The 19,218-nt window shown below is 58.9% G+C and carries 18 protein-coding genes; 7 read left to right on the forward strand and 11 right to left on the reverse strand.

Going from position 1 to position 19,218, the window contains the following annotated elements; all coding sequences use genetic code 11:
• Positions 1-219 precede the first annotated feature (219 nt).
• Together F8N21_RS15625 and F8N21_RS15630 are read left to right on the forward strand one after the other, a co-directional pair.
• Positions 220-585, forward strand: a complete 366-nt coding sequence (locus tag F8N21_RS15625) for a putative quinol monooxygenase (protein ID WP_150642969.1) — start codon at positions 220-222, stop codon at positions 583-585.
• Positions 586-628: 43 nt separating this feature from the next.
• The gene (locus tag F8N21_RS15630) at positions 629-868 is read left to right on the forward strand and encodes a hypothetical protein (protein WP_150642970.1); all 240 of its coding nucleotides are present in this window, start codon (positions 629-631) and stop codon (positions 866-868) included.
• Here F8N21_RS15630 and F8N21_RS15635 read toward each other — a convergent pair.
• From F8N21_RS15635 to F8N21_RS15655, 5 genes are all read right to left on the reverse strand, one after another.
• Entirely contained in the window at positions 861-1,490 is a 630-nt protein-coding gene (locus F8N21_RS15635) for a flavin reductase family protein (RefSeq protein ID WP_150642971.1), read from the reverse strand. The two genes, F8N21_RS15630 and F8N21_RS15635, sit on opposite strands and share 8 nt — an antisense overlap.
• Positions 1,491-1,674: 184 nt before the next feature.
• Positions 1,675-2,994, reverse strand: a complete 1,320-nt coding sequence (locus F8N21_RS15640) for an MFS transporter (RefSeq protein WP_150642972.1) — start codon at positions 2,992-2,994, stop codon at positions 1,675-1,677.
• 341 nt (positions 2,995-3,335) lie between these two features.
• On the reverse strand, positions 3,336-4,670 hold the full coding sequence (locus F8N21_RS15645; RefSeq protein ID WP_150642973.1) for a sigma-54-dependent transcriptional regulator: 1,335 nt from the start codon (positions 4,668-4,670) through the stop codon (positions 3,336-3,338).
• Positions 4,664-6,430, reverse strand: a complete 1,767-nt coding sequence (locus F8N21_RS15650) for a sensor histidine kinase (protein WP_150642974.1) — start codon at positions 6,428-6,430, stop codon at positions 4,664-4,666. The genes F8N21_RS15645 and F8N21_RS15650 overlap by 7 nt, the downstream gene beginning before the upstream one ends.
• A 324-nt stretch (positions 6,431-6,754) precedes the next feature.
• A complete protein-coding gene (locus tag F8N21_RS15655) occupies positions 6,755-8,278 on the reverse strand; it encodes a fumarate hydratase (RefSeq protein WP_150642975.1) in 1,524 nt (507 codons plus the stop codon).
• A 465-nt stretch (positions 8,279-8,743) separates the two neighbouring features.
• On the opposite strand from F8N21_RS15655, the gene F8N21_RS15665 reads away from it, so the two are divergent.
• The 3 genes from F8N21_RS15665 to F8N21_RS15675 are packed head-to-tail and all read left to right on the forward strand — an operon-like array spanning position 8,744 to position 11,556.
• Entirely contained in the window at positions 8,744-9,850 is a 1,107-nt protein-coding gene (locus F8N21_RS15665; RefSeq protein ID WP_150642976.1) for a sensor domain-containing diguanylate cyclase, read from the forward strand.
• Positions 9,843-10,778, forward strand: coding sequence for an iron-sulfur-binding ferredoxin reductase (locus F8N21_RS15670; RefSeq protein WP_150642977.1), 936 nt, complete (start codon positions 9,843-9,845; stop codon positions 10,776-10,778). Before F8N21_RS15665 ends, F8N21_RS15670 begins: the two co-directional genes overlap by 8 nt.
• Positions 10,779-10,806: 28 nt before the next feature.
• Positions 10,807-11,556 (forward strand): enoyl-CoA hydratase-related protein, encoded by a 750-nt coding sequence (locus F8N21_RS15675; protein ID WP_150642978.1) that lies wholly within the window; start codon positions 10,807-10,809, stop codon positions 11,554-11,556.
• A gap of 223 nt (positions 11,557-11,779) precedes the next feature.
• Here F8N21_RS15675 and F8N21_RS15680 read toward each other — a convergent pair whose 3' ends face one another.
• The 5 genes from F8N21_RS15680 to pyk form a co-directional block, all read right to left on the reverse strand.
• Entirely contained in the window at positions 11,780-12,541 is a 762-nt protein-coding gene (locus F8N21_RS15680) for a TSUP family transporter (RefSeq protein WP_150642979.1), read from the reverse strand.
• A 43-nt stretch (positions 12,542-12,584) separates the two neighbouring features.
• Complete coding sequence (locus F8N21_RS15685) at positions 12,585-13,403, reverse strand: hypothetical protein (RefSeq protein ID WP_224788229.1); 819 nt, start codon at positions 13,401-13,403, stop codon at positions 12,585-12,587.
• A 787-nt stretch (positions 13,404-14,190) separates the two neighbouring features.
• Entirely contained in the window at positions 14,191-14,496 is a 306-nt protein-coding gene (locus F8N21_RS31490) for a delta-60 repeat domain-containing protein (protein ID WP_191624333.1), read from the reverse strand.
• A gap of 53 nt (positions 14,497-14,549) precedes the next feature.
• Positions 14,550-14,741 (reverse strand): hypothetical protein, encoded by a 192-nt coding sequence (locus F8N21_RS15695; protein ID WP_150642981.1) that lies wholly within the window; start codon positions 14,739-14,741, stop codon positions 14,550-14,552.
• A gap of 194 nt (positions 14,742-14,935) precedes the next feature.
• Complete coding sequence (pyk, locus tag F8N21_RS15700; RefSeq protein ID WP_150642982.1) at positions 14,936-16,387, reverse strand: pyruvate kinase; 1,452 nt, start codon at positions 16,385-16,387, stop codon at positions 14,936-14,938.
• Between the two features lie 173 nt (positions 16,388-16,560).
• Between pyk and F8N21_RS15705 the strand changes: the two genes are divergently transcribed.
• Both F8N21_RS15705 and F8N21_RS15710 read left to right on the forward strand, forming a co-directional pair.
• Positions 16,561-16,935, forward strand: coding sequence for a tetratricopeptide repeat protein (locus F8N21_RS15705; RefSeq protein ID WP_150642983.1), 375 nt, complete (start codon positions 16,561-16,563; stop codon positions 16,933-16,935).
• A gap of 232 nt (positions 16,936-17,167) precedes the next feature.
• The gene (locus tag F8N21_RS15710; RefSeq protein WP_150642984.1) at positions 17,168-17,527 is read left to right on the forward strand and encodes a PilZ domain-containing protein; all 360 of its coding nucleotides are present in this window, start codon (positions 17,168-17,170) and stop codon (positions 17,525-17,527) included.
• A 224-nt stretch (positions 17,528-17,751) separates the two neighbouring features.
• On the opposite strand, the gene F8N21_RS15715 is transcribed toward F8N21_RS15710, so the two are convergent.
• On the reverse strand, positions 17,752-19,083 hold the full coding sequence (locus tag F8N21_RS15715) for a DUF58 domain-containing protein (protein WP_150642985.1): 1,332 nt from the start codon (positions 19,081-19,083) through the stop codon (positions 17,752-17,754).
• Positions 19,084-19,218 lie beyond the last annotated feature (135 nt).

Genomic DNA, 19,218 nt, shown 5'->3' on the forward strand with positions numbered 1-19,218 from the left:
AGAATACAACGGGTTCGGCGTTGGAAAAGTTGTTTGAAACACGACTGTCATTTTCATGTCGTGGTTTCTGCGCCGGACTGTGCAACGGGAGCGCTGGCGCAGGAATGTGCAACAAGCCGGCAGGAATTGACTAACGGCCAGTGCACCCGGGGCTTAATCTTGGATCCTGTCGCAGCCGGTTTAAAGGCTGCTGATCGAGTCATCTTGGGAGAGTCGAATATGTCCATGCAAATTCCCGTCAGTCATATGGCCTTCGTTCGGGCCAGCGGCGGACGCTCGATGGAGTTGGGTGCGCGATTGAGCAGCCTGATCGAGCCGACCCGTCGGGCACCCGGTTGCCTGCACTTCACCCTGCAACATTCACTGTGCGACCCGGAGCTGTGGCTGGTCTCGGGTTACTGGGTCAACCAGCAGGCGATGACCGAGTACTTCAGCACCCCGGCCATGGATATCTTTGCTGAGCTGGTGGAGGAACTGGTGATCAAAAGCCTGGATTTTCATACCTTCAGCGATGTCTCGGCGGTTCAGATCCACGGCGAATGCGCGCAACACAACAGACTTGTGATGCAGCAGCTGGCCGGATGAAGGTTTAGAATGGCCGACTTTCAAATTGGCCAGGATCCGCGACATGGCACGTAAAGAGTTTACGCAGTTCGAAGCAGTTTCCGCTGTTGTACCGGGAGAAGGGGGTTACAGCGCTGCCATTGCCGTCAAGGCTCTGGGCGGTTCAGCTGCCCCGCGTTTTCATAAAGTGCTCGATGGTCAGACATTCAAGACCGCCCATGACGCCGATCAGGCGGCCGCGCAACAACTCGAGCAACTGATCGACGTGACTGAAGACGGCGAATTATCCTGGGAAACTATTTGACCGCCCCCGGGCGGAACATCTTGAACAAGGCCTCAGGCCCTACCTGGAAATAATCCGCTGGCCCGCCGCCGCGCAGAATCGGCTCTGCCGCGGCGGTGTCGTAGATCCCATCCTTGAGCAGCCACTTGGCGATATGCACGGCGACTACTTCGCCGAGAATCAGCCAGCTTGGCACCAACTCCTTGTCTGCGCGTTGCAGCTGAATGATCTGCGTGACCTTGCATTCGAAGGACACCGGGCTTTCGGCCACACGTGGCACTTTGATCATTTTCGAGGCCACCGGCGTCAGCCCGGCCAGTTCGAACTCGTTCACCTCAGGCGCAACCATGGCGCAACTATGGTTCATCCGCTCGGCCAACGGCCGGGTCGCCAGGTTCCAGGCGAACTCGCCGGTCTGCTCGATGTTATTCAGACTGTCTTTGCGCCCGACGCTGGAAAATCCAATGATCGGCGGAATGTAATTGAACGCGTTGAAGAAGCTATAAGGCGCCAGATTCAACCGGCCTTCGGCATCCTGCGAGGAAATCCAGCCGATAGGGCGCGGCCCGACGATGGCATTGAACGGGTCATGGGGCAGGCCGTGGCCCTGGGCGGGTTCGTAGTAATGGATATCGTCAGACATGGCGCGGCGGTTCCTGGAGCAGGGATGGAAGGGGGGTGCGGTCATAGTGCAGGGCGTTGGGGGTTAATTCCAGTCGGGAGGGAAACCAGTGGGTGCGGACATCTAATGTATAACTTTTCAAAAGCAATGAAAAAAGGGGCAGAACCTTGCAGGTCTGCCCCTTTCTTTTTACTGTCTTGTAGCGTTAGTCAGTTTCGATCCGCGAGTGTTTGCGGGTGTCTTTCATGGTGACGTAGACCAGCAGCGAAACCGCGATGCAGGCGGTGACGTACCAGTAGTAACCGGTTTCCATGCCGATGCTCTTGAACCATAGCGCGATGTATTCTGCGGTGCCGCCGAAGATCGATACGGTCAGTGCGTACGGCAGGCCGACACCCAGGGCGCGGATTTCGGTCGGGAACAGTTCGGCTTTGACCACCGCGTTGATCGAGGTGTAGCCGCTGACGATGATCAGCGCGGCCATGATCAGGAAGAACGCGCCCCACCAGGTCTGGACGGTGTGCAGGGTGGTGAGGATCGGCACGGTGAACAGGGTACCGAGAATACCGAAGGCAATCAGGATCGGGCGCCGCCCGACTTTATCCGAAAGCCCGCCCACCAGGGGTTGCAGACACATGAACAGGAACAGTGTGGCCGCCGAGATGGTGGTGGAGTCGGAAATGCTCATGCCGACGGTGTTCACCAGGTACTTCTGCATGTAAGTGGTGTAGGTGTAGAACGCCAGGGTGCCGCCCATGGTCAGGCCGACCACGGTCATCAGTTCCTTGGGATGGCGCATCAAGGTGCGCATCGCGCTTTCCTTGGCCTTCACTTTCTTGGTGAACGACTCGGTTTCTTCCATGCCACGACGCAGGTAGAGCGCGACCACGGCACACAGCGCGCCGATGGCGAACGGGATGCGCCAGCCCCAGGCGTACAGTTGTTCGGTGGTCAGGGTCTGTTGCAGCACGATCAGTACCGCCAGGGCGATGAGCTGGCCGGAGATCAGCGTCACGTACTGGAAACTGGAGAAGAAGCCGCGACGTTCCTTGGTCGCCATTTCGCTGAGGTAAGTCGCCGAGGTGCCGTACTCGCCGCCGACCGACAGGCCCTGCAGCAAGCGAGCGAACACCAGCAGGATCGGCGCGCCGATACCGATGGTTTCATAACCCGGGCTCAGGGCAATCAGCAGTGAGCCGAAGCACATCAGATACACCGAGGCCATCAACGCGGCTTTACGGCCGACGCGGTCGGCGTACAGACCCATCAGCCAACCACCGATCGGGCGCATCAGGAAGCCCACGGCGAAGATCGCCGCCGTATTCAGAAGCTGTGCGGTGGTGTCTCCCTTGGGGAAGAAGGCTTTAGCGAAGTACAGCGAGAAAGCGGCGTAGACGTACCAGTCATACCACTCGACCATATTGCCGACAGAGCCGCTGAAAATCGATTTGATACGGCTGGAAGTGGTTCGTACTTTCGCCGGCGTAGCCGCCGACCCAAGAGGCAGGGTATTGGAGTTATCCATATAGGATCCTTCATCTCATTGTTTTTGTGGAGCGCGTCGAAACGCAACCTGACAGGTCTATAGCAGGAGTTGTGCCAGAATTGAGAGGCTTGATTTAGAGGGGTTGCGGGGGATTTGTGAGCGGGAATCCGCTTGTTGGAGCGGTGGGCATGAGCGGAAATCCGCCTATCAGACGCGGATCCGTGAAGGTCGTTGCCTGTTTGGGCCCCATCGCGAGCAAGCTCGCTCCCACAGGGATTGATGGCGTGTCAGCAATTTGTGGCACAACACAAATCAAATGTGGGAGCGAGCTTGCTCGCGATGGGGCCAGAAAAGGCAACCTGAAATGAAGGTCAGAAGAATCACTCCTCCTTCAAAAACATCTCCCGCGCCAACCCATGGCGCTGCATCTTTTCGTTGAAGGTCCGCCGTGGCAGTTGCAGCTCGGCAAGCACCGCCTTGATATCGCCCTTGTGCCGGGTCAGAGCAGCCCTGAGGCAGTGGGCTTCGAAGGCTTCCTGCTGCGCGGCGAGGGATTGACCGGGTTCGACGCCTTCAGGTTCCGGCTCACCAAGCCCGAGCACCTGACGCTCGGCGACGTTGGCCAGTTCACGGACGTTGCCCGGCCAGTCGTGGCTAAGCAGGCGACTCAATTGCGGCCCGCTCAGCGGCGGGAAACTGCGCCCCAGTCGTTCAGCCGCGTTGTGGGCGAAGTGTTCGAACAGCAGCGGAATATCTTCGCGGCGCTCGCGTAAGGGCGGCAGGCGCAATTCAGCGACGTTCAGCCGATAGGCCAGGTCTTCGCGAAAACGTCCGGCGCGGGCCTCATCGAGCAGATCGGGTTTGGTCGCGGCGATGATTCGCAGGTCGACCCGGATGCTCTGGTTCGAACCCAGCCGCTCAAGTTTCTGCTCTTGCAAGACCCGCAGCAGTTTGACCTGCTGGGCCAGGGGCATGCTTTCGATTTCATCGAGAAACAGCGTGCCGCCATCGGCGTATTCGAGCTTGCCGATGCGCTTGCCCTGGGCGCCGGTGAAGGCGCCGCTTTCATGGCCGAACAGCTCGGCTTCGAACAGCTGCTCGGGGATCGCCGCGCAGTTCAGCGCCACAAATGGCTTGTCGGCGCGCGGGCCGAAATCGTGCAGACAGCGGGCAACCAGTTCCTTGCCGCTGCCGGTTTCCCCACGAATCAGCACATTGACTGGCAAGGCCGCGAGGTCCAGCACCTGCCGGCGCAAAGTCTGTAACCCGCGAGAAACCCCGAGCAGGCTGGCATCGAGTTTGGCGCGGTTGTCGGCCTGCTCATGCAGGGCGCGGTTTTCCAGCACCAATCGACGCTTGTCCAGCGCCCGGCGCAGGCTGCCGAGCAGGGTCTCGGGGCTGAAGGGTTTTTCCAGAAAGTCGTAGGCCCCGTCGCGCATCGCCTCGACTGCCATCGGCACGTCGCCATGGCCGGTCAGCAGGATCAGCGGCAGGTCGGCGTCCAGCGCCTGGACCTTGCTCAGCAACTCCAGGCCGCCCATGCCGGGCATACGCACGTCGCTGAGAATGACCCCGGGGAAATCCCTCGGCAGTTGCGCCAGGCACTCTTCGGCGCGGCTGAACAGTTGCACCACAAAACCCGAGAGGCTCAGCCATTGCTCCACGGCGCTGCGGATACTGGCTTCATCGTCGACCACAATCACCGAGTTCAACATGGACTTTGCTCCTGCGCAGCGATAGGCAGGCTCAGGGTGAAAATCGCACCGCCTGGGTGATTGCCGGCACTGAGCCGACCGCCATGTTCGTGAACGATAGCGTAAGACACCGCCAGCCCCAGACCGAGACCGTCACCCACCGGTTTGGTGGTGAAAAACGGGTCGAACACATTTGCCAGATGCTCTTCGGTGATACCGCCGCCGCTGTCGGCGACGGTCAGGCGCCACAGATGTTGATCAGCCTCGATGCGGATTTCCAGGCGTTTGAGTGGTTTATCGCGCATTGCATCCAGTGCATTACGCAGCAGGTTGATCAGCACCTGCTCCAGGCGAATCGCATCGCCGCGCACCCATGCCGGGCGAGTCAGGTGCAGCACGCTGCTGACGTGTTCATCACGCATGCGCGCGTCGAGCAGGTGCAAGGCTTGATCGACCACCGCCGCCAGGTCCAGGCGCTCGCGCAAGCCGCTGGGACTCTTGCGGGCAAAGGTCTTGAGATGACCGGTAAGGGCCGCCATGCGCGTCAGCATGTCATCCAGTGGGGTGAGGGCTTTATAGGCGTCGTCTATCCGACCGTGGTTCAGCAGCAGACGCAGGGTGGCCAGCTGCATACGTTGCGCGGTCAGTGGCTGGTTGATTTCATGGGCCAGCGCGGCGGACATCTGCCCCAGGGCGGCGAGCTTTGCCGACTGCACCAGGCCGTCCTGGGCGGTACGCAGGTCGCGAGTGCGTTCTTCCACCAGTTGTTCAAGCTCTTCGCGGCTGCGCTGGCGCATTTTGGCCAGACGCCAGCGCTGGTTGAGAAACAGCAGCAGGAACACCAGCGTCAGCCACAGCCCGGCCGCCGCCAGCCCGGCGTTACGGCTGTCTTCAAGGGCGGCCTGGGGGCGCCGCAGCAGGTGCAGGGTCCAGCCTTCGGCGTTCAGCGGCAGCGACTCCCACAAATAATCCGCCGTGCCGTCCGGACCTTCGACACGGGCCAGGTAACTGTTCTCGTCGAAGTGCCGGGTGGCGCGGTGTTCGAGTGGGGTCAGCGGTTGCTTGTCGTACTGACGAGTGGCTTTGAGCTCGGCCCGATCATTTTCCGACAGCGGCTGCAAACTGCGATAGCGCCAGCCGGGCTGGTTGGCGATAAATACGATGCCGCGGGCGTCGCTGACCAGCAGAGTGTCGCTGCCCTGGCGCCATTCGCGCTCAAGTTCGGGGAACTCCAGCTTTACCACCATGGCGCCGAGGAACTCGCCACTTTCATTGGTTACCGCGCTGGACAGAAAATAACCGGGAATGCCACTGGTCACGCCAACGGCGTAAAAGCGCCCGGTGCCCTGGCTGCGGGTCTGGCTGAAATACGGGCGGAAGCCGTAATTGTGCCCGACATAACTGCTCGGCAGGCGCCAGTTGCTGGCGGCCACGGCCAGGCCGGTGCGATCGAGCAGTTCCAGGGTAGACGACTGGGCAGCGCCGTTGATTTTCTCCAGTTTGCGGTTCAGCACGTCTTGCTGTTCGCGGCTCACCGGGCCCTTCAAGGCGTTGCTCAGCTCCGGGTCCAGCGCCAGCACGGAGGGCAGGGCGCGATAACGTTCAATCAGGGTGTGCAGGGTATTGGCGTACAGCGCCAGTTGCTCATTGGCGAGGGCGGCCTCGTCCACCAGTGCCTGGCGCTCGGAGTGACGCATGGCCAGGCCGGCAGCCAGCACGGTGCCAGCGAGAATCAGCAGTGTGTAGAGGGTCAGACGCAGGGAGCGAACGGTCACGAACATGCTGGATGAACAGGTGTGATAAGGGAGGGCACCATAACACGAGCCGCCGCCGTAGCAGCTGACGAGCTATGCGAGGCTGCGTTCGGCCGTAGGAGCTGACGAGCTATGCGAGGCTGCGTTCGGCTGCGTAGCAGTCGTAGTCCGACAGATGCTGTCTGCCTGATGCACCGCCTGATTTACCACCGCTTCGCGGCCGACCGCAGCCTCGCAAGGCTCGTCAGCGCCTACGCGCAGGTGCGTCGTTAAGGTGATAGACAATAAAAAACGGCCGGGCTGTTGATGACAACAGTCCGGCCGTTTTTTTGTATCTGGAGGTTTAAGCGCTTATTGCACTTCTACCGCCAGGCTGTCACTGATCTTTTTCTGCCAGATGGCAGGACCGGTGATGTGTACCGACTCACCCTTGCTGTCGACCGCAACGGTCACCGGCATGTCCTTGACCTCGAACTCGTATATCGCTTCCATGCCCAGTTCGGCAAAGGCCACTACCCGGGATTTCTTGATCGCCTGGGCTACCAGATAAGCAGCGCCGCCAACAGCCATCAAGTACACGGCTTTGTGGTCCTTGATCGCTTCGATGGCGGTCGGGCCGCGCTCTGACTTGCCGATCATGCCCAATAGGCCGGTCTGCTCGAGAATCTGCCGGGTGAATTTATCCATCCGCGTTGCGGTGGTCGGGCCGGCTGGGCCAACCACTTCTTCGCGCACTGGATCGACCGGGCCGACGTAGTAGATAAAACGACCCTTGAGGTCTACCGGCAAGGTTTCACCCTTGTTCAACATCTCGACCATGCGCTTGTGCGCGGCATCGCGACCGGTGAGCATCTTGCCGTTGAGCAGGACGGTTTCGCCCGGCTTCCAGCTCTGCACGTCTTCCGGGGTCAGGGTGTCGAGGTTGACCCGGCGCGCCGACGGACCGGCTTCCCAGACGATTTCCGGGTAGGCGTCCAGCGGTGGCGCTTCCAGCGAAGCCGGGCCGGAGCCGTCGAGCACGAAGTGCGCGTGACGGGTGGCGGCGCAGTTGGGGATCATGCACACCGGCAGGGACGCGGCGTGGGTCGGGTAATCCATGATCTTCACATCGAGCACGGTGGTCAGGCCACCCAGGCCCTGGGCGCCGATACCCAGCTGGTTGACCTTCTCGAACAGCTCCAGGCGCATCTCTTCGATACGGTTGGACGGGCCGCGTTTTTTCAGCTCGTGGATGTCGATGGATTCCATCAACACTTCCTTGGCCATCACCGCGGCTTTCTCGGCGGTGCCGCCGATGCCGATGCCGAGCATGCCCGGTGGGCACCAGCCGGCACCCATGGTCGGGACAGTCTTGAGCACCCAGTCGACGATCGAGTCGGACGGGTTGAGCATGGCCATCTTCGACTTGTTCTCGGAGCCGCCACCCTTGGCCGCTACGTCCACTTCAACGGTATTACCCGGAACGATGGAGTAGTGGATCACGGCCGGGGTGTTGTCCTTGGTGTTCTTGCGAGCGCCTGCCGGGTCGGCCAGGATCGAAGCGCGCAGGATGTTTTCCGGCAGGTTGTAGGCGCGACGCACGCCTTCGTTGATCATGTCGTCCAGGCCCATGGTCGCGCCATCCCAGCGCACATCCATGCCCACGCGGACGAATACGGTGACGATGCCGGTGTCCTGGCAGATCGGGCGGTGGCCGGTGGCACACATGCGCGAGTTGATCAGGATTTGCGCGATGGAATCGCGGGCAGCCGGAGACTCTTCACGCAGATAGGCCTCGTGCATGGCCTGGATGAAATCCACGGGATGGTAGTAGGAAATGAACTGCAGGGCGTCAGCAACGCTCTGAATCAGGTCGTCTTGCTTGATCACGGTCATGAGTCGCGCTCCTCTATAAGACGGGAACATTTAATAAGGTGTCTTCAGTCGGGTGGATCTGGTCACTGAAAACACCTTTTAAGGCACGCCGGGCATGCTGGCGCGACGCTAAAAAGGCGCGGCAGTATAACTCGCCAACGGCTTGGGCACACCCGTCGGTGGATAAACGAAGGTCGCATATCACCACCAGAAGCAGATCCCGGGGTATCTGACAAAAGATCAAAAGATCGCAGCCTGCGGCAGCACCTACGCCGACCGCGTTTATCCGTCGGTTCGCCGATCCCCGTAGGAGCTGCCGCAGGCTGCGATCTTTTGATCCTGGCGTCCGTCCATTCGACGCCAGTAATACGTCAGAACCGCCTGTCCAAAAATTAAATAGTCATTTCTCAGGCACACCACTAAAGTGGTACATGGCCCGTAGGGTAGGAAACCCGTTCAGCCTTCTTTCGCACGGTGAGTCAAAGATTGACCCATACAGCCATACAAAGTCTGTTGCTCAAGCGCTTTACCCTGGCGACGGGCACCTATGGGCTGGCGTTGCTGCTGCTGTGGCTGGCCATTCTCGGCGGTCACTACAGGGCGCCGATGAGCAGCGCAGTGATTGCCACGGTGCTGCTGGTCCTCAGCCAGGTCACTTTGCTCGGGGTATTTCTCAGCGGGCGCAATCTGCGCTTCGCCGACCCGAGCCTGACCGAAGTGCAAGTAGTGCTGGGACTGGTCTGGCAAACCTGGTTTATCGCCCAGCTCGACATGGCCCGCGGCGCATTCCTGGTGTTCTATGTACTGATCCTGTTGTTCGGCCTGTTTCACTTGCCGCGGCGGGCATTTGTACGCTGTGCGGCGCTGGTGTTTTTCAGTTTCGCCGGGATCAATCTCTGGGAAGGTTACCGCTTCGAACTGGCTGACCCGACACTGGCAGCGTTGCAAGTCTGTGTGCTGTTTATCGTGCTGGTGTGGCTCTGCCTTTATGCCAGCTACGTCCAGGCGTCACGCCAGCGCATGCGCCAACGGCGCTTCGCCTTGCAGGCCCACCAGGACACTCTGCGCGGGATGATGCGCCAGCTCGAAGACCTGGTCGCCACCGACGAACTCACCGGGCTGTTCAATCGCCTGCATTTTCTGCGCCTGGCCACCCGCGAATTGCACACGATGGACGCCGATGTCATCCACGGCCTGGCGCTGATCGATCTGGATCATTTCAAACGGATTAACGATATCCATGGGCATGCGGCGGGCGATCAGGTGTTGCAGGCCTTTGCCGCCGTCGCCAGCGCCTGTCTGCGCGATGGCGATGTACTGGCCCGTTACGGCGGTGAGGAGTTTGTCGTGTTGTTGCCCGATTGTGATGCCGAGCGCCTGACCTCCTGCTGCGAGCGTCTACGCATCGCCTTCACCGATGTCGAATTGGTCGGGTTGAGCGTGCCGGGCCTGAGCCTGTCGGCCGGGATGACCTTGCTGGTGCTGGGCGATGATCTGGATGAGGCCTTGCAGCGCGCGGATCAGGCGCTGTATCGGGCCAAGCGTGACGGACGCAACCGTTGCGCGGCCGCTTGGGAAAACGTCGATGCCTGAATTACGGGTCGGTGAGCGACAGTGGTCAGTGGCAGCGGGAAGCAACCTGCTCGACGCCTTGAACCAGGCTGGTGTCGCGGTCCCATACAGCTGTCGCGCCGGCAGTTGCCACGCGTGCCTGGTGCAATGTCTGCACGGCGAGCCGAGTGATCGCAAACCTGATGCGCTGACGGTAGAACAGCGTCAACGCGGCTGGCGTCTGGCCTGTCAGTGCCAGGTGATCGAGGATTTGCAGGTCGAAATTTTCGATCCGTTGCGCGACGGTTTTCCGGCCCAAGTGGTGGGCGCCGACTGGCTGAGCCCGAGCGTTCTGCGCCTGCGTTTGCAACCTGAACGCCCATTGCGTTATCAGGCCGGGCAACATCTGGTGTTGTGGGCAGGCAATGTGGCGCGACCGTATTCGCTGGCGAGCTTGCCGGAAGAGGACCGCTTTCTCGAGTTTCACCTCGAGTGTCGTCAATCCGGCGAGTTCAGCGACGCGGCCCGTCAGTTCAAGCTCGGTGACCCGATTCGCCTCGGTGAACTGCGCGGCGGTGCCTTGCATTACGACCCGGACTGGCAGGCTCGACCGCTCTGGCTGCTGGCGGCCGGTACTGGCCTGGGGCCGCTGTTCGGTGTGTTGCGCGAAGCATTGCGCCAGGATCACCAAGGTGTCATCCGGATCATTCACCTGGCCCATGACGCGGATGAGCATTACCTGGCCAAACCCCTGGCAGCGCTGGCGGCGAACAACCCCAACCTCCAGATCGATCTGCTGACAGCGGCCGAACTGCCTGCGGCCTTGGCGCAACTGAGGCTTGTTTCCCGGCGAACCCAGGCTTTACTCTGCGGGACCCCCGACAGCGTCGATGCCTTTGCCCGGCGCTTGTATCTGGCGGGGCTGCCACGCAATCAACTGCTGGCCGACGTATTTCTGCCCCGCGGTTGAACGCTGATTTCCCTTCATGAGACTCACCATGACTGACGCCATATTGCTGGAGCGTGAACGCGGGCTGCTGACCTTGCGCCTCAATCGTCCGGACAAGAAAAACGCCCTGACTCGTGCCATGTACAGCCAGTTGGCCGAAGCCCTGGAGCAAGCCGATAGCGATCCCGAAATCAACGCCGTACTGATCACCGGCAGCAGCGAATGCTTCACCGCCGGCAATGATATTGCCGACTTCCTCGAACAGCCACCGAGCAGCCTCGATAGCCCGGTGTTCTGTTTCATGCGCAGCCTGCTCGAATGCCGCAAGCCAGTGATTGCCGCAGTAGCCGGGGCAGCGGTGGGGATTGGCACTACGTTGCTGCTGCATTGCGATCTGGTCTACATCAGCGCGGATGCGAAGTTACGCATGCCGTTCGTCAACCTCGGCCTGTGCCCGGAGTTCGGTTCGAGCCTGATCCTCCCGCGGATGCTGGGGCAGGCCAAAGCCGCCGAACTGTTGCTGCTCGGTGAAGGCTTTAATGGTGAACAGGCAGCAGCCTGGGGCATCGCCACTGCTGCTTTGCCCAACGGTGCCGCCGCGCTGGCCAAGGCTCGTGAGATGGCCTTGCGCTTTGAACAATTGGCACCGGGCGCGGTGCAGATCAGTAAACAACTGATGAAAGCCCCGGACCGCGAGCAACTGCGCAAAGTGATTGAGGAGGAGGGTGCACTGTTCATTCAACGGCTGCACTCGCCGGAAGCGATTGCGGCGTTGTCGGGGTTTATCAACAGGGTTTGAATCTGTCTCCCACAAGGACATTGTGTGGGCTTGCCACGATGCCTGTAGGAGCGAGCTTGCTCGCGATGGACGTTAACGATAACGCGAGCTTTCTGAATAAACGCGCCGCCCTTGAGTCCATCGCGAGCAAGCTCGCTCCTACAGAGGCAAGGGGTTTGCCCGCGAAGACGTCAGCAATGGCCATACAGCTTCAACCAGGCAATCAGCCCCACCAACCCTGAGTCTAGTTGCCTGGATTGAGCAGTAACTTGGCCGCCATGACGCAACACACAATGATCAGGAGCGGCTTGATGATTCGCGGACCGAAACGTACCGCGCATCGTGCCCCTAATTGTGCGCCGATGAATGCTCCTGCCGCCATGCACAGGGCGATCGGTAGAATAATGGTGCCCTTGATGGAAAAAATAATCAGCGCGCCAATGTTGCTTGAGGCATTCAGCAGTTTGCTGTTCGAGACGGCGCGTAAAATTCCCTGGCCCATCAGAAGTACGAATCCGACCATGAAGAACGAGCCCACACCCGGTCCAAAGACACCATCATAGAAACCCACCAAAGGTGCAATGGTCATGGAAAAAACCAGAAGGCTGATTTTTGCTTTCTTCTGGTCATTGTCGAGTTTGGGGGTCAGTGCGAAATAGATTGCGACGGCTATCAGCAGAATCGGCACGATTGTCTCTAATGCAGCACGCGGCACCAAGCTGACCGATAAAGCGCCAAAGGCTCCTCCGCACAAGGCCATAATCGCCATCGGCCAACCGCTACGCCATTCGATAATGCCTTTTCGGGCAAAAGCTACTGTCGCCGAAACCGTCGCCGAAGCGGCCTGAAGTTTGTTAGTCGCCAGCGCGGCCAGAGGGTCTATACCCGCAATCAGCAGGGCCGGTAACGTAATCAAACCGCCGCCGCCTGCAATAGCATCAAAAAAACCGGCAACCATTGCAACCGCCGTGAGACTCATGATGATGGATAGATCGATACCGCCCATGATGACTCCTTACTATTATTGGAATTGGAGCATGACTGGGGAGCTATCCCTGGACTAAAAGAGGATCGTTGTTCAATACGACGGGGGCGGCGAATCGAGAGTAGCCAAACAGTCGAACAAGCAGACGTCGGTTATCTTCAATGACATCCCGGCAATGCAAAGCCCGGCAGTTATTAATGAGCAGGGCGGTAGTGGGGTGCAAAGAGATCTTCAGTATTTCGGCGTGGTCAATTTCTTCACGGAAACGGCTAAAGGCATCTTTGATAATGTCGCTTGCACGTTCATTGAGTGAGAAACGATAAGCGTTGTATCTCAACGCAAATGAACCATTTTCATCGAAATCGAGAATGGACGCATCGACCCCGTCTTCACCTTTTTCAGTAACAAAAGAATCGCTGCGCGAGTAGTTGAACGACTTGGAGGTCAGCGCTAGTGCTGAAAGAGCGCCGATTTTGCTGATCACTTGCTCCGCGGGTATTATACAAGTCGGTTCGTTTTCAGGGTTCCAGCGCGCGGTCAGGATAAATGCAGATGGCGCGGGAGAACGACCATTAACAGATTTTATCGAGCAATGATAAGGCGCCTCGGTATGTGGGCCAAGTCGAAGCCCTGCATGTGAGCTCAGCTCTATCTGTTGTGTGCAGCCTTCATTTCTGAGCTTTTCCTTACCGCCTCCTTTAAAGTTTCCGACCAGCCGAACAATCTTTCCTTCATTATCGATATCGTAGGCAAAGGCAGTGTGCTGGACGAGTTTTAACAGGATCTGATTGCGCGAGGCCAGGTGAATACAATGAAAGTCTCCCTCCAGTTCGTGGAGGGAGGGAAGCGTTGGGGGAGGGACATCGTCGGCTGGGGCAAGCATGCCTTGGAACAATAGCGAGGACAGTCTCCCACTGGCGTAGAGGGAGCACACATGGGCTTGCTGTGGGGTGAAGGTCGCTTCAATACAGGCGGCGCAACAGCCGGCGATCGATGATGTGCCTGCTGATTGCGGGCCTCCAGCCTTGGCGATTTCAATTGCACTGGCCTCGAGCCACTTGGCTTGCCTTTCGGTAAATGTAAGTATTTCAATTTCTGGTGGATTCTCATTTTTTTTTGTTGTTGTACATGTGAGAGTTCCTTGAGGTCTTTTGTTAATTCCTGTTGATGCATGCTTCGGGGTGTTGATTTAAATGGGGTAAGGCTGAAGATGTTTTTGTAATTGTGTTTGTTCAGGTTTTTTGAAGTTTCGAACTTTATAGGTGAGAGTTAATTCCGTACAAGTGAATGACTGTGTGTGGATGTGTCTGGGGTTAAAATTGTTTGTTGCGTTGTGTTTGTAGGAATGCGGCTACAAAAATATCTGAAGTGTCGTATTTGAAAAAGGGAGTTTTAATGTTTGTTTGTGCTTTGTTAATGGTTCTTGTGCTTTGCTGAAGTGCGATTTGAATAGGAGGGTCAGTATTTTTTATTGTGTTACTTGATGTCGTAAATTGTTTAATAAAAGCCTGTAGTCGTAAACTGCCGGGCTTCATGATGAAATTACCTGACTTGGCGCCGGGCTCGCGAAGAGGTCAGTCTCGACAGCAGGACTATTGGTTCAGAGGTCAGCAATCCCCAATAGCCTGGCCGATTGAATCAGGGTAACCCAGCCCATCAAGTCAATGGATTTATCCAATGTAACGAACAACCACACCGTGATTGCGCGATAGGCCCCCTACAATGATGTTGCCTGTGCTTTGGAGTGTAACCGCCAGAGCACCATCCGTAAGGCTGCTCAAATGAGTGCGCACCCAGCCCTTTCGATCGTTGAATGCCGGGTCCAGTGTGCCATTGTCCAGGTAGCGAGCCATTGCCAAGTCATAATGGCCAGGGCTTTGAGGATCTACAGTTGCTCCAACGGCAATGATCTTGCCATCAGGCTGACGCGTTCCAGCTCTCCAGACAGTGTCCAGCCCCTCTACGCGGGTATACACAGGATTGCCTTCGGTAAATCCCGGGTGTGGTTCACCGTGTTTATCGAGCGCTATCAAGGTGCCTGAAGACGGGGGGATGAGGTACTGATGACACCGATGATTTTGCCTTGATCAACACCCGGAACTTTCAAGACGGCGAGGGCCTTTACCTCGGTGCCTTCCAGCAACATCGTGCCGTCAATACCAAAAGTTCGGTCCAGTTCGCCTGGCTTGCGTGGTGATTGAACGGTGTTTTTAGTCGACATGGGTTGTCTCCATACAGTGATGAAATGCTCCGGCCTCCTGTCGATCAGGGGGCCAGGTCATTCAGCCTGTAGTGAAACGAACCGGGAACTAGCAGAACTGATAGGTGGCCAATGGCTGCTATTCTGAGTATGAGTCCCATTAATGCAAAAAGCCCCGCAGCGTGAACTGCGGGGCCTTTTGATTAGCGAGTGACTCAGACTACTGGATCGCCGACATGCAGAATCTTCATGCCGTTGGTGCCGCCGATGGTGTGGTAGCTGTCGCCCTTGGTCAGGATCACCCAGTCGCCTTTCTCGACCGCACCGATTTTCAGCAACTCGTCGATCGCAGCCTGGCTGACTTGCTCAGGCGGCAGCGATGCCGGGTCGAACGGTACGGTGTAGACGCCGCGGAACATGGCCGCGCGGGCCTGGGTTTCGCGGTGCGGGGAGAACGCGTAGATCGGGATGGAGGAGCGGATCCGCGACATGATCAGCGGCGTGTAGCCACTTTCGGTCAGGGAGATGATCGCTTTCACGCCCGGGAAGTGGTTGGCCGTGTACATGGCCGCCAAGGCGATGCTCTGGTCGCAGCTTTCGAAGACCTGGCCGATGCGGTGGCCGGAGGTTTTGCTGGTCGGGTGCTTTTCAGCGCCTATGCAAATCCGTGCCATGGCCTGGACCGCTTCGAGCGGGTAGGCGCCGGCGGCACTTTCGGCCGAGAGCATCACTGCGTCGGTGTAGTCGAGCACAGCGTTGGCTACGTCCGACACTTCGGCGCGGGTCGGCATCGGGTTCTGGATCATCGACTCCATCATCTGGGTCGCGACGATTACCGCTTTATTGTGGCGGCGTGCGTGCAGAATGATCTTTTTCTGAATGCCCACCAGCTCGGCGTCGCCGATTTCCACACCGAGGTCGCCACGGGCAACCATCACCGCATCGCTGGCCTGGATCAGACCGTCGAGGGTTTCGTCGTCGGCCACGGCTTCGGCGCGCTCGATCTTCGCGACCAGCCAGGCAGTGCCGCCGGCTTCGTCGCGCAGTTGGCGGGCGTATTCCATGTCGGCAGCGTCGCGCGGGAAGGATACGGCGAGGTAATCGACTTCCATTTCCGCGGCGAGCTTGATGTCAGCCTTGTCTTTTTCGGTCAGGGCTGGAGCGGTCAGGCCACCACCGCGGCGGTTGATGCCTTTGTGGTCCGACAGTGGGCCACCGATCAGCACGGTGCAATGCAGCGCGTCACCGGTCGCGGTGTCGACGCGCATCACTACACGGCCGTCATCCAGCAACAGTTCGTCGCCGACGCCGCAGTCCTTGACCAGGTCCGGGTAGTCGATACCGACGATTTCCTGGGTACCTTCGGTTAGCGGATGGCTGGTGGAGAAGGTGAAGGTGTCACCGACTTTCAGCTCGATTCGCTTGTTGGCGAATTTGGCGATACGGATTTTCGGGCCCTGCAGGTCACCCAGCAGCGCGACGAAGCGCCCGTGCTTGGCGGCAATGGAGCGCACCAGCTTGGCGCGAGCTTTATGCTCGTCGGGGGTGCCGTGGGAGAAGTTCAGCCGGGCGACGTCCAGGCCAGCCAGAATCAGCTGTTCGAGAACTTCCGGCGAGTTGCTGGCAGGGCCAAGGGTAGCGACGATTTTAGTACGACGTACGGACATGCAGAGACTCCTGAGTTCAAGCGCAACCAGAGGCTACTATGGTCCGAAGTTGTAGTCATTGTTCGTTTGCACTACTTATTTGTTTGTTTCTTGGGATTCGCTTGTGGGTTGAACGAACATTCCTGAAGATTTTCGACGGCGGGTCGATACAGTGCACAAGACAGGAGAACCCCATGCGATTTGTGCTTATTGCTGTGCTGGCCCTCAGCGCCGTCGGCTGTACCCGTTGGTCGATGGACCATCATTTGAACAACGCCTATCACGCCTATGACCGGGGCAATTGCGAGCAGGTGATGCTCGAGCTGTCCAAGGTCGAGCGCGAGAGCCGTTCACGGCGATACATCCAACCGGAGGTGTCGATGATGCGCGGGCTATGCCTGGAGCGTCAGAAATTGTTTATCGATGCGGCGCAGACCTACCAGTTCATCATCACCCAGTATCCGTACAGCGAATATGCCTTCCGCGCCCGCGCGCGTCTGGAAACCCTGCATTCATTGGGCTACTACCCAACCCGCAGCCCCGCGCAGGTCCGTCCGACCACGTTCTGATGACATTTAGTCATCTGATCACTGGCCGATGGTGAGCATTCAGCTAACATTTGGATAGGCCGTTTGAGGAGTTCTATCTAAACGACAGCACACCCGGGATCGGCAGCAGTAGGGCGACAGGGCCAGGACAGCCACTGTCGCACCGCAACCGGGGAGAGTGAGCCTGCCAGGCAGGCCCGTTCCGAAGCACTAGTGCGGTCATGCTTAATGACCTTCTATAGTGATAACCAGCATGTTCACGGACCGCCGGATCGAGCGGCATCAACTGCCGTATTTTTTAAGGGTATTCAACAGTCTTACCGACAAACCCATTGGCTTTCTGGGCAACGTTTCCGAAGACGGGTTGATGCTGATCAGCCAGTTGCCGATGATGATCGGCGCCGACTTCGAACTGCGCCTGAAAATCCCCGCCAGCGATACCTGCCTGCAGGTGATCGACCTGACCGCCTCTTGCCTGTGGTGTCATGAAGACACGACACCCCATCACTACGATGCGGGCTTTGTCGTGCTCCAGGCGCCAGCTGAATATCGACAACTGGTTAACGCATTGCAGCAGTACTTCAGCTTTCATCCGTTGCCGGCTTCGGCATAGCTCTCAAGGCTGGTGGAGGACATTTGTGGCTAGGGGGGGCCTGACCCCTGTAGGAGCGAGCTTGCTCGCGATGGACGTTAACGATAACGCGTGTTTTCTGATTAAACGCGCTGCCCTTGAGTCCATCGCGAGCAAGCTCGCTCCTACAAAAGCTATCTACTCCGTCACCGAATGCTTGCAACCCGACGCATTCTCCAGCAACACCACCCAGTCGGGCGCGCCCTTTAAAGCACTCCGGCTTTCTTCCAGCTCAGATACCGCGTCACCAGTTCAGCCCCCAGTTCACTGGGCCGCGCATCCAGCACCGGAACCCCATGAGCGGTCAATCGCTCATGGAGTTCGGCGCGGGCATTCAAGTAATCGACAGTACCGCAGTAAGCCAGCGCTTCGGACAAGGTTTGAACCGGCGCTTGTCGCACGCTGTCGAGTATTTCCTCGCGCAGGCTGGCGACCAGTACCCGGTGCTGGCGGCCGATGCGTTTGACGGCAGTCAGCAATTCCTCGTCATCTTCATCCCGCAGGTTGGTCATCAGTACCACCAACGCCCGGCGTTTCTGCCGGGCCAGCAGTTGGTTGGCGGCGGCCTGGTAGTCGGCGGGGCGTTGGCTGCTGTCGAGGTCGTAGACGGTATTGAGCAGGACATTGAGTTGGCCCTGGCCTTTGACTGGGGCGAGGTAACGTGGCTGCTCACTGGCAAAGGTGCTCAGGCCAACGGCGTCGCCTTGGCGCAGGGCTACGTAGCTGAGCAGCAGGCAGGCATTGAGCGCCTGGTCGAAGTGCGCCAGTTCACCCTCCTGGCGGCGCATGCGACGGCCGCAGTCGAGCAGGAAGATGATTTGCTGATCGCGTTCGTCCTGATACTCGCGGGCAATCGGCGTGCGTTGGCGGGCGGTGGCTTTCCAGTCGATCTGGCGCAGGCTGTCGCCTTCGCGAAATTCGCGCAGTTGGTGGAACTCCAGGCCCAGCCCGCGACGTTGGCGCTGACGGACGCCAAGTTGGCTGAGCCAGTTGTCCACGGCCAGTAACTGCGCGCCATACAAACGGGCGAAGTCCGGGTAGACGCGGGTGCTATCGGTCACCACCAGATAACGTCGGTCGGACCACAAGCCCAATGGGCTGGGCAGGTTGATTTCGCAGCGTTCGAAGCTGAAGTGTCCGCGCTTGAGCGGACGCAGGCGGTAGCCGATCCGGCTCTGCCGGGCCGGTTGCAGCTCCACCGATTGCGGCAGGTTCTCGAAGCTCAGACCGTCCGGTACGTGGTCGAACAGTTGCATCTTCAACGGCTGCCGGTAGTCATGCTGGATATCGAGCTGTACTTCACCCCAGCGACCCAGCGCCAGGCTGCCGGGCATCTGCCGGTGCAGGCGCGGCGAGGGCAGGCGTTTGAGCCTGAGGGCATCGAGTATCGCCAGGAGCAGGAGGGCCAGCAGCAGTGCCCAATTGATGGAGTGCAGGCTTGGCGCCACAGCGACTCCGAGCGCCTGAAGCGAGCCCAGCACAATGCCGATGCTCAACAGCACCGAAAGCCAGATCAGCAGCAGGCGCGAGGGTTTCATTGGCCGAGTGGTCCCATGTGAACTGCGGACTCCCGAAGCACGATGATTATTGTGGCGAGGGGGCTTGCCCCCGTTCGGCTGCGCAGCAGTCGTAAAACCGGCTTACGCGTTCTGCCTGAAAAGACACGGTTGCCG

It is taken from the genome of Pseudomonas fluorescens (assembly GCF_902497895.1).
Classification (GTDB): domain Bacteria; phylum Pseudomonadota; class Gammaproteobacteria; order Pseudomonadales; family Pseudomonadaceae; genus Aquipseudomonas; species Aquipseudomonas fluorescens_BP.

Excerpts from the sequence above, each read along its gene's own strand:
- F8N21_RS15675 (WP_150642978.1), top strand. The coding sequence starts at position 10,807 with ATGACTGACGCCATATTGCTGGAGCGTGAACGCGGGCTGCTGACCTTG.
- F8N21_RS15640 (WP_150642972.1), bottom strand. The coding sequence starts at position 2,994 with ATGGATAACTCCAATACCCTGCCTCTTGGGTCGGCGGCTACGCCGGCG.
- F8N21_RS15635 (WP_150642971.1), bottom strand. The coding sequence starts at position 1,490 with ATGTCTGACGATATCCATTACTACGAACCCGCCCAGGGCCACGGCCTG.
- F8N21_RS15680 (WP_150642979.1), bottom strand. The coding sequence starts at position 12,541 with ATGGGCGGTATCGATCTATCCATCATCATGAGTCTCACGGCGGTTGCA.
- F8N21_RS15630 (WP_150642970.1), top strand. The coding sequence starts at position 629 with ATGGCACGTAAAGAGTTTACGCAGTTCGAAGCAGTTTCCGCTGTTGTA.
- pyk (WP_150642982.1), bottom strand. The coding sequence starts at position 16,387 with ATGTCCGTACGTCGTACTAAAATCGTCGCTACCCTTGGCCCTGCCAGC.
- F8N21_RS15650 (WP_150642974.1), bottom strand. The coding sequence starts at position 6,430 with ATGTTCGTGACCGTTCGCTCCCTGCGTCTGACCCTCTACACACTGCTG.
- F8N21_RS15695 (WP_150642981.1), bottom strand. The coding sequence starts at position 14,741 with ATGTCGACTAAAAACACCGTTCAATCACCACGCAAGCCAGGCGAACTG.
- F8N21_RS15625 (WP_150642969.1), top strand. The coding sequence starts at position 220 with ATGTCCATGCAAATTCCCGTCAGTCATATGGCCTTCGTTCGGGCCAGC.
- F8N21_RS15685 (WP_224788229.1), bottom strand. The coding sequence starts at position 13,403 with ATGCTTGCCCCAGCCGACGATGTCCCTCCCCCAACGCTTCCCTCCCTC.
- F8N21_RS15670 (WP_150642977.1), top strand. The coding sequence starts at position 9,843 with ATGCCTGAATTACGGGTCGGTGAGCGACAGTGGTCAGTGGCAGCGGGA.
- F8N21_RS15655 (WP_150642975.1), bottom strand. The coding sequence starts at position 8,278 with ATGACCGTGATCAAGCAAGACGACCTGATTCAGAGCGTTGCTGACGCC.
- F8N21_RS15705 (WP_150642983.1), top strand. The coding sequence starts at position 16,561 with ATGCGATTTGTGCTTATTGCTGTGCTGGCCCTCAGCGCCGTCGGCTGT.
- F8N21_RS15645 (WP_150642973.1), bottom strand. The coding sequence starts at position 4,670 with ATGTTGAACTCGGTGATTGTGGTCGACGATGAAGCCAGTATCCGCAGC.
- F8N21_RS15710 (WP_150642984.1), top strand. The coding sequence starts at position 17,168 with ATGTTCACGGACCGCCGGATCGAGCGGCATCAACTGCCGTATTTTTTA.
- F8N21_RS15715 (WP_150642985.1), bottom strand. The coding sequence starts at position 19,083 with ATGAAACCCTCGCGCCTGCTGCTGATCTGGCTTTCGGTGCTGTTGAGC.